At 68.1% G+C, this 15,141-nt stretch carries 9 protein-coding genes; 8 read left to right on the top strand and 1 reads right to left on the bottom strand.

Annotated features, from left to right (window positions below):
- Positions 1 to 26: 26 nt before the first annotated feature.
- The 8 genes from tssH to tssM all read left to right on the top strand — a co-directional run bounded on the left by tssH (position 27) and on the right by tssM (position 13,724).
- Positions 27 to 2,678 (top strand): type VI secretion system ATPase TssH, encoded by a 2,652-nt coding sequence (gene tssH, locus AC3ANX_RS03480; RefSeq protein ID WP_488335644.1) that lies wholly within the window; start codon positions 27 to 29, stop codon positions 2,676 to 2,678.
- 87 nt (positions 2,679 to 2,765) lie between these two features.
- Positions 2,766 to 3,236 (top strand): Hcp family type VI secretion system effector, encoded by a 471-nt coding sequence (locus tag AC3ANX_RS03475; protein ID WP_488335643.1) that lies wholly within the window; start codon positions 2,766 to 2,768, stop codon positions 3,234 to 3,236.
- A 74-nt stretch (positions 3,237 to 3,310) separates the two neighbouring features.
- Positions 3,311 to 5,188: a type VI secretion system Vgr family protein gene (locus AC3ANX_RS03470; protein ID WP_488335642.1), complete on the top strand. Its 1,878-nt coding sequence runs from the start codon at positions 3,311 to 3,313 to the stop codon at positions 5,186 to 5,188.
- A complete protein-coding gene (locus AC3ANX_RS03465; protein ID WP_488335641.1) occupies positions 5,188 to 5,796 on the top strand; it encodes a DUF6931 family protein in 609 nt (202 codons plus the stop codon). The genes AC3ANX_RS03470 and AC3ANX_RS03465 overlap by 1 nt, the downstream gene beginning before the upstream one ends.
- A 6-nt stretch (positions 5,797 to 5,802) precedes the next feature.
- Complete coding sequence (gene tagH, locus AC3ANX_RS03460; RefSeq protein WP_488335640.1) at positions 5,803 to 7,449, top strand: type VI secretion system-associated FHA domain protein TagH; 1,647 nt, start codon at positions 5,803 to 5,805, stop codon at positions 7,447 to 7,449.
- 20 nt (positions 7,450 to 7,469) lie between these two features.
- Complete coding sequence (tssK, locus tag AC3ANX_RS03455) at positions 7,470 to 8,810, top strand: type VI secretion system baseplate subunit TssK (RefSeq protein WP_488335639.1); 1,341 nt, start codon at positions 7,470 to 7,472, stop codon at positions 8,808 to 8,810.
- Complete coding sequence (gene icmH, locus AC3ANX_RS03450) at positions 8,810 to 10,213, top strand: type IVB secretion system protein IcmH/DotU (protein ID WP_488335638.1); 1,404 nt, start codon at positions 8,810 to 8,812, stop codon at positions 10,211 to 10,213. The genes tssK and icmH overlap by 1 nt, the downstream gene beginning before the upstream one ends.
- A gap of 16 nt (positions 10,214 to 10,229) precedes the next feature.
- Complete coding sequence (gene tssM, locus AC3ANX_RS03445; protein ID WP_488335637.1) at positions 10,230 to 13,724, top strand: type VI secretion system membrane subunit TssM; 3,495 nt, start codon at positions 10,230 to 10,232, stop codon at positions 13,722 to 13,724.
- A 2-nt stretch (positions 13,725 to 13,726) separates the two neighbouring features.
- Here the strand turns inward: tssM and AC3ANX_RS03440 are convergent, their stop codons facing one another.
- Positions 13,727 to 15,139 carry a methyltransferase domain-containing protein gene (locus tag AC3ANX_RS03440; RefSeq protein WP_488335636.1) on the bottom strand — a complete coding sequence of 471 codons (1,413 nt, stop codon included), beginning with the start codon at positions 15,137 to 15,139 and terminating at the stop codon, positions 13,727 to 13,729.
- Positions 15,140 to 15,141 lie beyond the last annotated feature (2 nt).

The following is a 15,141-nucleotide window of genomic DNA, read 5'->3' as shown; positions in this document are numbered from 1 at the left end:
GACGAAATGGGGGCTGGGGGGAGGCGATGGCGGCAATCAATCTGAAGAACCTGATCGGGCGGCTCAACGATACGAGCCGATCGACGCTGGAAGCGGCGGCGGGGCTCGCGCTGTCGCGCACCAATTACAATGCCGAGGTCGAGCACTGGATGCTGCGGCTGATCGACCGCACCACTTCCGACGTCGCGGTCATCCTCAGCCATTTCGAAATCGAGATCGGCCGGCTCACTGCCGACATCAGCCGCCAGATCGACAAGTTCAAGACCGGCAACGGCCGCGCGCCCGCGCTCGCGCCGTCGATCGTCAAGCTGATCCGCGAGGCGTGGCTGCTCGCCTCGCTCGAGGAAGGCGCGACCACGATCCGTTCGGGCCACCTGCTGCTCGCGTTGCTCAGCGACGATGATCTCGCCCAGTCCGCGCGCGAGATGAGCACGCAGTTCGCACGCGTGCCGGTCGAGACGCTGCGCACGACGATGGCGCAGATCGCCGCCAGTTCCGAGGAAGCGCGCGCCGCTGCCGATGCGATCGCGAGCGCGCCATCCTCGGTCGGCGGCGCTGCGCCGGGCGGCCCCGCGCCGGCGCGCGGCGAGGAAGCGCTGTCCAAATACACGATCGACCTGACCGCGCAGGCCAAGGCAGGCAAGATCGACCCGATCTTCGGGCGCGATCCTGAAATCCGCCAGATTGTCGATATCCTCACCCGCCGCCGCCAGAACAACCCGATCCTCACCGGTGAGGCCGGTGTCGGCAAGACCGCGGTGGTCGAAGGCTTCGCGCTGCGCATCGTCGCGGGGGACGTCCCCGACAATCTCAAGGACGTGCGGCTGCTCTCGCTCGATCTCGGGCTGTTGCAGGCGGGTGCGGGCATCAAGGGCGAGTTCGAGAACCGCTTGAAGTCGGTGATCGACGAGGTGAAGAACGCCAAGACGCCGATCATCATGTTCATCGACGAGGCGCACACTTTGATCGGCGCGGGCGGCGCGGAGGGTCAGAACGACGCCGCCAACCTGCTCAAGCCCGCGCTCGCACGCGGCGAGATGCGCACGATCGCGGCGACGACCTGGGCCGAATACAAGAAGTATTTCGAGAAGGATCCCGCCCTCACCCGCCGTTTCCAGGTGGTGAAGGTCGAGGAGCCGATCGAGAGCCTCGCCGTCGCAATGCTGCGCGGGCTGGTGCCGACGCTGGAGAAGCACCACAAGGTTCGCATTCTCGGCGAAGCACTCGAAGCCGCCGCCGGGCTGTCGCACCGCTACATCTCCGGGCGGCAATTGCCCGACAAGGCGATCTCGCTGCTCGATACCGCGTGCGCACGCGTCGGCATCAGCCAGGCGGCGACCCCGCCGGCGGTGGAGGATATCGACCGGCAGCTCGGGCTGCTCGCCTCCGAAGTCGCGATGCTCGAACGCGAGGCGCGTTCGGGCGTCGATGTCGAGAAGGCGCTGGCCGAACGCGTCGAGCGCAAGGCGTCGCTCGAAACCGAGCGTACCGAACTGGCCGAACGCTGGAAGATCGAGCGCGAGGCGGTGCAGGCGGTTGCCGATGCGCGCGTGACGGTGGACGCCGCCGCTGCCGGTACGCCCGAATGCACGGCCGCGATCGATGCGTTGCGCGCGGCGCAAGCCAGGGTCGCCGAGGTGCGCGGCAAGCAGCCGATGGTCTATGACGTGGTCGACGCGCAGGTGGTGGCGGAAGTCCTGTCGGGCTGGACCGGCATCCCCGCCGGCCGCATGGCGGGCGACGAGATTCAGGCGATCCGCGCGGTCGGCACGCGGCTCGGCGAGCGCATCAAGGGCCAGCCCTATGCGCTGGAGATCATCGGCCAGACGGTGCGCACCGCGCGCGCCGGGCTCGCCGATCCGCGCAAACCGCTCGGCGTATTCCTGTTCTGCGGCACCTCGGGCGTCGGCAAGACCGAGACCGCGCTCGCGCTCGCCGAGTTGCTGTACGGCGGCGAACAGAACGTCACCACGATCAACATGAGCGAGTTCAAGGAGGAGCATAAGCTCTCCTCGCTGGTCGGCGCGGCACCGGGATACGTCGGCTACGGCGAGGGCGGCGTGCTGACCGAGGCGGTGCGGCGCAAGCCCTATTCGGTGATCCTGCTCGACGAGATGGAGAAGGCGCACCCCGGCGTGCAGGACATGTTCTACCAGGTGTTCGACAAGGGCATGTTGAAGGATGGTCAGGGCCGCGACATCGACTTCAAGAACACGCTCATCATCATGACCTCGAACGCCGGCACCGAGACGATCGAGGCGCTGTGCCGCGACGTGGCGGAGCTGCCCGATCCGGAGACGCTCGCGACCGAGCTGCGCCCTGCGCTTTCCGAGTATTTCAAACCGGCGTTTCTTGGCCGTGTCGTCACCGTGCCCTATTTCCCGCTGCCGCCGGAGATCCTGCGCGAAATCGTCACGATCAGTCTCGCCCGAATTCGCAAACGAGTCGTCGCAAATTACAACGCGACCTTCGATTGGGATGAAGCTTTGCTTGATCGGATCGTGGCGCGGTGTACAGAAGTTGAGAGCGGCGCACGCAATATCGAGAACATTCTCAAGCGTGGTCTCTTGGCCGATCTGGCCGAGCGTCTGCTGGCGAGGAGTGCGGAGGGCGCGGCGACAACCGCCGTCACGGTACGCGGGGGGACGACCGAGGATTACGAGATCGACCTTCTGTAAAGCCGAAAAAAGGTCGCGAATACACCGTATGAACGATCGCCTGCGAAGGCGGTATGATGTCGTGTTATTGTGTGAAAGGAGAGTCAGGTGGCAATTTTTCTCAAGTTCGACAGCATCAAGGGCAGCTCGACCGATCAGAACTTCACCGATCAGATCAAGCTGGACAGCTATTCGTGGGGCGCCGGCATCGGCGTGACCAGCGCGACCGGCGGCGACCGTTCGGTCAGCGTGCCGATGGTTTCGGAAATCACCGCGACCAAGCAGCTCGACAAGTCGAGCGAGGGCCTGTTCAAGGCGATGCTGAAGGGTGAGCCGATCGGCAAGGGCACCGTCTCGTTCGCCGCGGCGAGCAAGGGCGAATCGGTCGCCTACCTCACCATCGAGCTCGAAGAGGTCATCGTGTCGGGCTATAGCACCTCGTCGGGCGGCGATTTCCCGACCGAGTCGATCTCGTTGAACTTCACCAAGTTCGACTGGTCGTTCACCCCGCGCGACTCGACCCAGACGGGTTCGCCGACGCACCTCATCTACGATCTCGTCGCCAACAAGGTCGGCTGATCTTTACCGTCCGGTTCGGGTGCCGCTCCGCTCATGGGGCGGCGCCCGGCCGGCAGTGTTGGTGAATTGCGGACATGGCTTCGACCCACCTGCTCAATCTGCGCGTGCTCGCCGACGCCAACGTCGACGATTATGCGCTGATCCGGTTTGAGGGGCGCGAGGCGATATCCGAACCGTTCGACTATCTGCTCGAACTGTTCCCGACCGGCGAACCGAGCGACGTCAGCGGGTGGATCGGCAAGCTCGTCGAGTTCGACATCACGCTGGAAAACGGCGAGCAGCGCATCTTCGCGGGCCGTATCTACGAAACGCGCATGGGGGTTTCGGGCGATCTGCCGATGGCGCAGGTCCGCGTCCGCCCGGCCTATTACGCGCTCGCCTACGGGCGCGGCACGCATTTCATCCAGGACAAGACCAGCCGCGACATCTTCGAGGCGATGACGGTCGATGTGCCGGGGCTCGTCACGTCGATCAACCTCAGCCCCGCGCCGCCCAAGCGCGGCTATTCGGTACGCTACGACGAGACCGAACTGGCCTATCTCCAGCACCTGCTCGCGCAGGACGGGATCATGTACTTCTTCGTCTATGATCGCGGATCGGGGCCGTATCGTCATAAGATGATCGTCTCGACCTCGCCGGGCGATTACGTCGATGTGTCGGGCGGCGATGCGGCGATGGTCAATGGTTCGCTGTCGGCCGGCATGATCAAGTCGATCGAGGCGATGCACCGCGCCGCGCCGCGCACCACCGCGCACCATGCGTTCGACACCAACAAGCTCGATACGCCCTGGACGCATTCGGGTTCGGCGTCGGACAGTTGGGGCAAGGTCACGTCGCACAGCTACGATACGATCGGTGCCGAAGCGGGCGCGCAGGGTGATCTCGCCGCGCGCGCCAGCCTGCACGATGAGGCGCACGCACAGGCTGCCGAGCGGATCACCGGCTCCGCCGACAATCCCGCTTTCTGTGCGGGCGGCCGCATCACGCTGATGGACAAGCCCGGCTTCACGCCGCAGCGCATCGTGCTGACCGAGGTCACGCACTCCGCCTATGACCCTTCGTTCATGGCGAGCGGCGGCGAAGGGCATTACAGCAACAGTTTCGAAGGAATGGACGCGAGCAAGGTGTGCCGCCCGCCGCTGCCGTACAGCGCGCGCCGGGTCGGCGGCCCGATCCTCGGCACCGTTTTCGCCGAGGGCGCGAGCGAAGGCGAGGCCAAGGTCGACGATCAGTCGCGCATCCCCGTCAAGATCGCACAGGCAACCGAATATAGCGGCGCCAAGCCGCTGCCCAAGTTCGTCTGGCTCCCGGTGCAGCAGCAATGGGCGCATTCGACCCACGGATCGCAATTCTTCCCGCGCATCGGCACGCGCGTCATCATCGACTTCCTGTACGGCAATCCCGATCTGCCGTTCGTCGCGGGCACGATGTACACGCCGTCGCAGAAATATCCGTTCGATCCCGCTTCGATGGTGACGCAGACCGGCTGGCGATCGGTCACCGACAAGAACGGCGGAATCAGCCAAGAATTCCACTTCGAGGACAAGCCGGGCAAGGAGGAGATCTACTTCTACACCGGTCGCGACTTCCGTCGCATGGTCGATCACGACGACACCGATACGGTGAAGAACGACCAGACGCTCGAGGTGCAGAACAACCGCAAGATGACGGTGGTCGGCACGCAGGATACGACGATCAAGAAGACGCGCACCGTCACCGTGACGCAGAAAAGCCTGCTCGAATCGAAGCAGGAGATCGAGCTGAAGGTCGGCGGATCGAGCATCAAGATGACGATGGACAAGATCGTCATCACCTCGCCGCAGATCGAGATCAAGGGCACCGCGACGGTGAAGGTCGAAGGCGGCGCGATGACGGAGGTCAAGTCGCCGATGACCACGGTCAAGGGCGACGGCATGCTCACCCTGAAGGGTGGCATCGTGATGATCAACTGATGGTGCCCGCCAACACGCCCGCGCTGCGTTTCCAGCGTGCCGAGCTGCGCGAGAAGGCGTGGTTGTCGGACGAGGGGCTCGCCTGCCTCAACACCGCGCCGGGGCCGAAGGAACTGATCGCCGCGCTCGAGGGCCGCAGCGCGGCTGATGCGGTGAACGCGCTCGCGCAGATCCTGCCGCATCGTCAGGCGGTGTGGTGGGCCTGTCTCGCCGTGCGGCTGATCCCCGATCTGGCGCAACGCCCGGCCGAGCGCGCCGCGATCGAGAATGCGGAAGGCTGGGTGCAGTCGAGCGATCCCACGCTGGCGGTGCGTGCGCTGTCGCTGGCGGAGGCCTGCGATTCGAGCGGCGCGGCGTATTGGGCGGCGATGGCGGCGTATTGGAGCGGCCCGAGCCTCGCGCCTGCCGACCAGCGCGCGGTGCCGCCCGCGTCGCACCTGCCAGGCGCGGCGGTCCGCACCACGCTGCTGCTGCTGCCCGCCGACCCGAGCATCGCGCGCCGCATCGACTCGGCCGACCTGCTCGGCATCGGACTTGCGCTGATGAACGGCGATCTCGGCCGGACCGCGCAAGCCGCGTTGCGCGATCGTCTCGCCGGCGTACAATAGCGGGCGATGTGGACGCTGCTGCTCTCCCGGATCGAAAGTCCGCGCACCTATATTGACCGGCGCCAGATCGACGGCGGGCAGATCAAGATCGGCCGCGCGGTGAACCGGTGCGACTGGGTGATCCCCGATCATGACGGCTATGTCTCGCGCGAGCATTGCAGCATCATCGTCAGCGGGCTCGACCTGTTCGTGCTCGACACCAGTACTTACGGCACGGTGCTCAACGATGCGACAACGCCGATCCCGGCGAACCAGCCGGTTGCGCTGCGCGTCAACGATCGGCTGACGATCGGCGATTTCCTCATCGAGGTCGCGCCCGAAGGGGCGATGGCGGGTGCGCCGCTCGCCCCCCCGCCCGCCGCCGCGCTGCCCGGCGGCGGGGCGATGGGGCAGGACCAATGGTTCCAGTCGGCCAATGATCCGATCTGGAACCCGGGTGTGCGCGATGCCGAGGTGCACGAGTTCCTCGGCGGCGGCGCGATCAACGATCTGCTCGGCATCCCGTCGCAGGCACAACAGCCGCAGCAGGGCTTTCAGGGGTTCGGCGGGGCCGGGCTCGGCGGAGCGTTCAGCAAGCCCATCATGGCACCGTTCGACCCTGCCCCGGCCGACTTCGGCATCCCCGAGGACTGGAACCTTGCCGCGCCGTCGCCCGCCGCGTTCGCGCCGCCCCCGCCCCCGCCTTCGGTTCCGTTCCCGCCCGATTTCGGCACGTTCGACGATCTGCCCGCACCACAGCCGGCAGCGGCCGGTTTCGATCCGTTTGGGTCGATGCTCGGCGGTGACGCCGACCCGTTCGCCGCGCCCTCACTCTTGAAAGGCGACGTGGAGCGCGACCCGTTCGCCGCGCCGCCCGCCCCGCACCCCGGCGTGGACAACGATCCGTTCGCGCACGTCTTCGCGCCGCCCGCAGCGCCCGCGTCGGTGCCTGACGACATCTTCGCGGATTTCTTCGCGTCACCGCCGGGAGGTGCAGACCCGACGCCTCAGCCGCCGTCGGTCGCCCCGCCGCCCCCTGCCGCGATGCCCGCGCCAGTCGCCGCGCCCGCGCCTGCGCCTGCACCGGACGACGACGCGAGCTGGGCGGCGTTCTGCGAGGGCGCGGGCATCAGCCCCGACGAGCTGCGTCGTTCGCCCGACGCGATGCGGCGGCTGGGCGTGCTGTATCGGCAGGTCGTGCTCGGCCTGTCCGATCTCATCCAGGATCGCGCCGCTTTCAAGAACGAGTTTCGCATGGCCGCGACCATGCTCGCGCTCGGCCGCAACAATCCGCTCAAGATGCTCGATCCGGTCGATACCGCGCGGCTGCTGCTCGACAATCCGATGCCGGGCTACATGCCCTCGGACGAGGCGGTGCGATCGGCGTTCGAGGATATCAAGAAGCACCAGATGGCGATGCTCGCGGGCGTGCAGCACGCACTGACCGCAGTGTTCAAGCGGCTGGCGCCCGCCGAGATCGAACGGCTCAAGGAAAAGGCCGAGGGCGAACGTCGCGCGCTGCCGTTCACGCGTGGCGTCGATGCGTGGACGGTGTATCGCACGGTGTTCGAGGCGCTGCGAATCGATGCGACCTCGAATGCCAACAGCGTGATGAGCGTGGCCTTTCGTGAGGGCTACGAAGCCTTTCTGAAACGGGATACGGGGCGCTCGTAGCGGGGACTTAGGGGGGCGGAATGAGCTGGAAGAACAAGCCGGTGTGGTCGGAGGGCATGTTCCTGCGGCCGCAGCATTTTCAGCAGTTCGAACGCTTCGTCGGCGCACAGCTCGACGGGCGGGTCGCGCCCTTGCGCGCGCATGGCTACGGCGTCGCGCACCTCCGGCTCGACGAAGGGCTGCTCAAGACCGGCAAGGTCGCGCTGCGCGAGGCGGCGGGCGTTTTCGATGACGGTTCGCCCTTCGCGCTTCCTGCCGAGACGGCCGCGCCCGAAGCGCTGGAGGTGCTGCGCGACATGCGCGACGCGGTGGTCTATCTGTGCACCCCGCTCGCCCGCCCTGGCACCGCCGATGTCGTGCTCGATCCGCTCGCACGACACGAGGCGCGCTTCGCCGCCGAAGCGTTCGAGGCTGCCGACGCGGTGTACGGCTCGCCCTCGCGAGAGCCGATCAAGGTCGGCAAGCTGCAATTGTCGCTGCGCACCGCCGCCGACGGGCTCGACGGCTACGCCACGCTGCCGCTCACCCGCATCACCGAACGCAAGTCCGACGATTCGGTGACGCTCGATTCTGGTTTCATTCCGTGCAACCTCAACATCGCGGCGAGCCCGGTGCTGAGCGGCTTCCTCACCGAGCTGGAGGGCATGCTCCACCAGCGCGGCGAGGCGATTTCCGGCCGGCTCGGCACGCCGGGCGCGAAGGGCGTCGCCGACGTCACCGACATCATGATGCTGATGGCGGTCAATCGCGCCGAGGCGACGATCAAGCACCTGATCTCGCTACCCTCGACCCACCCGGCCGATTTCTACGGCATGCTCTGCGCGCTCGCCGCCGAACTGGCGACGCTGACGATGCAGAACAACCGCCCGACGTTCATGCCGCCTTATTCGCACCGCGACCAGCGGCTGTGCTTCGACGTCGTGATGGCCGAACTGCGCCGCTCGTTGAGCGCGGTGTTCGAGCAGAACGCGATCCAGATCCCGCTCGAACAGCGCGCCTATGGCATCTCGACCGGGCAGATCACCGATCGCAGCCTGTTCACCGATGCCGCCTTCGTGCTGGCGGCGCGCGGCGCGGTCGACAGCGAGGCGCTCCGCGCGAACCTGCCGCGCCGCGTGAAGATCGGTTCGGTCGAGCACATCCGCGATCTCGTCATGCGCCACCTGCCCGGCGCGGACATCTACCCGATGGCGGCCGAGCCGCGCCAGATCCCGTTCCGCGCCAACTCGGTCTATTTCAGCATCAACACCCGCCACGAACATTGGCAGACCGTGCAGACCTCGGGCGCGGTCGCGCTGCACATGGCGGGTGACATTCCGGGGCTCGAAGTCGAGCTGTGGGCCATCAGGGGGGCACGATAATGGCGGACACGCCCGAAGACGATCGCACGATCATCCAGCCCGGCCGCCCCCTGCCCCGGCCGCCCGGCGTCACGCCGGTGCCGGCGCCCGGCTACCCGCCCGCGCAGTCGCAAGGCTATCCGCCCACCAGCGCGGCGCCGCCGCTGCCGGGTGCAGCTCCGGTCGGCCCGCCTGTCAGCGCAGCCGTCGGCACCGCCCGGCTCGATTTCGCCGCCGCCGAGCCGGAGATCTTCGGCCCCGAGCCGCTGCTCGCCGCCGCCGGGCGCTTCATCTTCCTTGCCAGCCAGGTGAAGACGATGCCGATCGGCCCCGATCTCAACGATTTCCGCCGGCTGGTGGTGCGCGAACTGGAAGCGTTCGACCAGCGCGCGCGCGGCCTGTCGATCGACCCCAAGACGATCCAGCTCGCCCGCTACATCCTCAGCGCGTTCATGGACGATGCGGTGATGTCAACACCGTGGGGCGCGAACAGCGTATGGTCGCAGCAGAGCCTGCTCATCACCTATCACAACGACGCGCAGGGCGGTGACCGGCTGTTCGACTTCGCCGACCGCATGTCGCGCGAGCCCGACCGCGAGCCGCATCTGATGGAGTTGCTCTATCAGTGCCTGTCGCTGGGATTCGAGGGGCGTGCCGCGCTCGATCCGCGCGGGGCGAACATGTTGAACGAGCGCCGCGCGCGGCTGGCAGCGACGATCGCGTCGCGGCGGCAGGCGCTGTCGGGCGAGGTCTCGCCGCAATGGCGCGGTGTCGAGGCGGGCGGCGGCCGCTACGAGCCGCGCGTGCCCTTGTGGGTGATCCTCAGCGTGCTCGGCGTGATCGCACTGGCAATCTTCAGCGCCTTGCTGTTCCGCCTGTCGAGCCAGGTCGACGCCGCGCTCGCCGCCCTCAATCAGGTGGTGGGCACCGCGCAGATCGAACAGCCCGCGCCCCCGCCCGAGGCCAAGACTGGCACCTACGATCAGATCGACTCGATCCTCCAGCCCGACATCGCCGCCGGGCGGCTGTCGGTCATCAATCAGGGTAACGACATCGTGCTGCGGCTCAACAACCAAGCGCTGTTCGAGCCGGCGAGCGCGCAGCCGTCGCCGCAATGGGGCGAAACCTTCGCGCGGCTCGCCAAGGCGGCGAACCTCACCAAGGGGCCGATCCGGCTGGAGGGGCATACCGATAACCAGCCGCTCAACCGTTCGCTGCAATTCCCGTCCAACCTCGAACTGTCCGAGGCGCGCGCGAAGGCGGTGGCGGATGGGGTGACATCGGCGGGGCTGGCCGATCCGTCGCGGCTGAAGACGAGCGGGCTCGCCGATTCGCAGCCGATCGCCGACAACGCGAGCCCTGAGGGGCGGCGGCAGAACCGGCGTGTCGAGCTGCACGTCGCCAACGACATCGCCTGGCACTGAGCCGGAGGGGGCCGCTATGACCGCGATCAAGGGACTTCTCGCCAACCGATGGTTCTGGCGCTGGCTGGGCGCAATCCTGCTCGGGCTGCTGATTTGGTTCGTCGGGCCGCTCATCGCGATCGGCAACTGGCGGCCGTTCGGCTGGTGGCCGGTGACGCTGATCTTCGCACTGCTGCCCGCGCTCGCGCTGGGCGGCTGGTATCTGTGGCGGCGCACGGCCGAGAAGAAGAAGAACGCCGCACTTGTCGACGCGCTTGCGCCGACGCCGGGCGCGGAGGATGTCGGCGACATTGCCGACAAGCTGCGCGGTGCGCTCGCCATGCTGCGCACCAGCAAGCTTGGCTCGCGCCGGGCTTACGTCTATCAACTGCCGTGGTACGCGATCATCGGCCCGTCGCGCGCGGGCAAGACCACCGCGCTGCTCAACGCCGGCCTCACCTTCCCGACCGCGGTCGAAGGGGAATATCGCGCGTTGCGTGGGCAGCCCAACACGCCCAACTGCGACTGGTGGTTCACCGACGAAGCGGTGCTGATCGACACCGCCGGCCGCTACGTCTCGCAGGACGAGGATGCGGTGCGCGATGCGGAAGGGTGGAAGGGCTTTCTCGCGCTGCTCAAGCAGCATCGCCCACTCCAGCCGCTCAACGGCCTGATCGTCGCGCTGCCCGCCCCCGATTTCGCCGACGCCGCCAAGATGGCCGCCCACGCGCAGAACGTGCGTGCGCGCCTTTCCGAGGTGGCGCGCGAGTTGGGTCAGGATTTGCCGGTCTATCTGCTTGTCACCAAGGCCGATCTGCTCACCGGTTTCCGTGAATTCTTCGCGCGCGAAACCGATGCGGGTTCGGATCAGGTGTTCGGCTCGACCGCCGCCGGCAAGGGCGCGGACAATGCCAGCGTGATCGAGGGGTTCGACAAGCTCGTCACCAGCATCTCCTCGCGCGTGGTCGATCGGATGCAGGCCGAACCCGATCTGCCCCGGCGCGGCCATATCGCCGCCTTTCCGCACCAGCTCGCCTCGCTGCGCACGCCGATCGTCGATCTGCTCGCGGCACTCGGCCACAAGAGCCGCTTCGACGCGCCGGCGCGCGTCCGTGGCGTCTATCTCGCTTCGGGCACGCAGACCGGCAACCCGGTCGACCGCATCCTGATGAGCGCCGGCGTACCCGCCACCGCAACGTCACACGCGGTCGGCCTCGGACGCAGCTTCTTCCTCAAGCGGTTCTTCTCCGATCTCGTCTTCCCCGAACGCGGGCTGGCCGGGCGCAACGAGGCGGGCGAGAAGCGTCAGCGCAACATCTATATCGGCAGCGTCGCTGCCGCCTCTGTGGCGTTGGCGCTCGCGGTCGTGCTGTGGATCTGGGGCTATGCGCGCAACGCCGCGCTGATCGGCACCACCTACGCCACCGCCTCCGCCTATAGCGAGGCGGCCGGCGTGTCGCGTGGCGGCGCATCGACGCCCGATCAGGATCTCGCCGCGCTCGACGTGCTCGGCAATGCGACCGCCACCATGGCCAAAGCCAGCGACTTCGGATTGGGGCTCGGCCAGGGCGGGCGGCTCACCGCCGAGCTGAAGGCGATCTACGGGCGCGATCTCCAGCGCCGGTTGACGCCGATGCTCGCCAACCTCGCCGAGACGCGGATGGCGGCGGACGGGCAGAACCCGACGGCGCTGTACGACGATCTTAAAAGCTACCTGATCGTCGGCGGGCGCGGCAAGGCAGACCAGTATCAGCAACTGCTCGCGTGGCTGCCCGGCGCATGGGCGGCGAGCAACCCCGGCAGCGACTCGGGCTCGATCGTGCGCCACACCGCCGCACTGTTCCCCGACACGTTCAAGCCGGTCGCGATCGACGCGGGCAAGGTCGACGCGGCGCGTGCCTTCCTGCGCAGCCAGCCCGCGGCGGTGCGCGTCTATGGCCGCCTCAAGAGCAAGGCGCAGGAAAAGGGCGAGCCGGCATGGACCGCCGCCGCGCATTCCGGCCCCAGCCCGGAGAAGTTCTTCGCGACCGGCGGCGCGTTCGCACCGGGCGCAGGCATCCCCGCGCTGTTCACGCGCGAAGGGTACAACACGATCTTCCGCCCGATCCTGCTGAGCGGCCCCGCGCTGCTTCAGGAGGAGCAATGGGTGGTGGGCGAGACCGGCAGCGCCGCGCAGTCGCTTGGACCGGGCGAGATGGCGTCGCTCAAGGCCGACCTCGAACGGCTCTATTTCGACGAGTTCCTCGCCAAGTGGCGCGCCTATCTCGCCGATATCAAACCGCGCCCGGTCACGTCGCTGGCCGACAACATGCAGCGGCTGCGCGACGGTGGCGGTCCGCTCTCGCCGATCGCGCCGTTGCTGCGGTCGATCGCGCAGGCGACGGACGTCACCCGGTCCAAGGCAGCGGCGCGTGCCGGCGCCACGCTCGGTGACCGGCTCGCCTCGCGCGCCGGGGTCGGCGGTCTGGCGCGCTCTGTCGAGCAGAGCGGGGCGCTGGCGGGCAATGGCGACGATCCGGCGCGCGCCGTCGTCGCCGAGTTCCTCCCGCTGCGGCTGTTCGTCGGCATGCCCGAAGGCGGCGGCGCGCCAGCACCCAGCGGCGCACCGATCGACGCATGGCTCCAGACGATGAACCAGCTTGCCGACAAGCTCAACGTCGTGTCGGTGCTGCCCGGCGGCGGCGGCGAGCAGGGCTCGGCCGCCAGCCTCGAAGCGCGCGCGTTGGTCAGCCAGCTTGACCAGAACGCCAATTCGATGCCGCTGCCCGCCAATCTGCTCGCGAAGACGGTGGCCAGCGACGCGTCGGTCGCACTCGGCGGCCAGCGGCTGGCGCAGATGGGATCGACCGTGGCGCAGAGCTTCGGTCAGGCGTGTTCGGGCACGGTGATGCGCAGCTTCCCGGTGCAGCCGGCGGCGGCGGCGGATCTCGCCATCCCCGATTTCGCGCATTTCTTTTCGGGGCATGGCGCATTCGCCAATTTCGTCGCGAAGGAACTGGTCGGCTATATCGACACGAGCAGCGCCGAATGGAAAGCGCTCGGCAATGCCGGCGAGATCGGGCTGACCGAGGCGGACGTGCGTGCGCTACAGGCGGCCAATCTGGTGACGCGCACCTTCTTCGCCGCCGATCCCGAGACGCCGCGCCTCACCTACCAGATCGAGCCGGTCGCGCTCGCCGGGGCCAAATCGGTGTCGGTGAAGGTCGACGGGCAGGCGCTGACCTATGACGGAAAATCGGCGGTGCCAGCCACGTTCGACTGGCCGGGCGCGGGCATGGCGACGATCGAGTTCGTGATCGAAGGCAGCACCGCGCCGGCGACGCGCGCGTGGCAGGGGCCGTGGGCGGCGTTCCGCATGATGCACGCCGCCGCGATCAAGGCAGCGGGGTCGCCCGCAATCGGCGCGGGCAGTCTGACCCAGGGCGGCGCGCGTTTCGACTTCCGCGTGCGCACGCTCGGCACCGCGAACCCCTTCGTGCTCGATCCGTTCGTCAAGGTCGCCTGCCCGAACGTCAGCGCGGCCAAGAGCTGAGTTCAGGCGGTGAGCAGCGCCGCGCGGGCAAGCTGTTCGAGCGCAGGCTCGACCTCGGTCTGATCGGCGAAACCGCTCTGCGCCCATGCCGCCGCCAGCGCCGCGCGGTCGCGGGTGCCGTCGACCAAAGCCACGAACGCGCGCGCCGCCGGCTCGGCGAGCGGCACCGCGCGGTGATCGAGCGTGAACACTGCTTTTGCGCCCGTCGCGACCTGCCAGCGGGCAAGCGCGCTCGCGCACGGCCGCTCGCCGGGGGTGCGCACGCCGGGCAGCGGATCGACATGCAGCGTCACGGCGTTGCGGAGGTAGAGCTGGAACAGCGCCGCCAGCCGATCGCCGTCCGCGATCGCATCGCCGACGCGCACCCGCTCGGGCCAGATCGCACCGAGCCGATCGAGCAGTTCGGCGAGCGCGGCATCGTGAACCGCGAAGCTCTCCTCGCCACAGGCGAAGTGCTCGCCCTCGATCCGTTGCGCGTGTGACGCCACGTACAGCGACGCCAGCCCGGCGGCGCTGACCGCACGGCGCGGTGCGCGACCGGCGCGCACCAGCAAAGTCGAGCGGAAGAAGGCGACCATCTCGTAATCGCGCGTCTGTGCCGCCGCGACGACCTCGGCTTCGCTCAGGTCATTTCCGGGAAAACCGGTCGGGATCAGCAGCGTGTTCGTATCGTTGAGGAAAGCGAGGCCCTGCCCCGCCGCCGCTGCCGCAACCGTGCCGAGCGCCTGCGGTTCGAACATCTCGCCGAGTTCGTCATGGTAGAGCACCGCGACATGCTTCTCCGCGATCGGCCGGGCGACGTCGCGGAGCGCGCGCAGGATATCGCTGTCGCCGTCGCGGCCCCGCGCGAAATCCTCGAGGAACGGTTTCGCCGCCGCCATGCGCTCGGCCGGATCGGCGATGTGGCCGACGTGGTGGAGCGTCATGTCGCGGATGACGCGGCGCAGATGGCCGCCGGGGAGCGCATTGTAGCTGACCATCGCGATCCCGGTCGGGCTCAGCACGCGCCCGATCAGCACCAGGATCGCGCGGCGCACCGGCTCAGGCACCCAGGCATAGACGCCGTGGACGATCACATAATCGAACTGCTGGTCGAGATGCTCGGCCGCGTCGCACACGTCACCCGCGCCGACCTGAATGTTGCGCAACCCCACCGCCTGCACGATCTGCGCGCCGCGCGCGGCGGCGGTTTCCGACAGGTCGAAGCTCAGGAAGCGCGCGTGCGGGTAGGCCGCCGCCATCGCGATCGTGTTGATCCCGTCGCCGCCGCCGATCTCCAGCACGCGCGCGGTGGCGATCGGTGGCGCGTCCAGTCCGTGCAGCCGCGCGATCGACGCCATCCGGTCGGGATGCGTCGACGCGAACACGGTCGAGGGATAGACGACCGCGTCATATGCGGTCGCGGGCGCGCTCACCG

The organism is Sphingomonas sp. BRN-1R, assembly GCF_057748035.1.
Note: the sequence above shows the minus strand (reverse complement) of the source record. Positions and strands in the feature narration are given on the sequence as shown.

Coding starts and splice junctions, on each gene's coding strand:
- AC3ANX_RS03470 (WP_488335642.1), top strand. CDS start 3,311: ATGGCTTCGACCCACCTGCTCAATCTGCGCGTGCTCGCCGACGCCAAC.
- tssM (WP_488335637.1), top strand. CDS start 10,230: ATGACCGCGATCAAGGGACTTCTCGCCAACCGATGGTTCTGGCGCTGG.
- tssK (WP_488335639.1), top strand. CDS start 7,470: ATGAGCTGGAAGAACAAGCCGGTGTGGTCGGAGGGCATGTTCCTGCGG.
- tagH (WP_488335640.1), top strand. CDS start 5,803: ATGTGGACGCTGCTGCTCTCCCGGATCGAAAGTCCGCGCACCTATATT.
- tssH (WP_488335644.1), top strand. CDS start 27: ATGGCGGCAATCAATCTGAAGAACCTGATCGGGCGGCTCAACGATACG.
- icmH (WP_488335638.1), top strand. CDS start 8,810: ATGGCGGACACGCCCGAAGACGATCGCACGATCATCCAGCCCGGCCGC.
- AC3ANX_RS03465 (WP_488335641.1), top strand. CDS start 5,188: ATGGTGCCCGCCAACACGCCCGCGCTGCGTTTCCAGCGTGCCGAGCTG.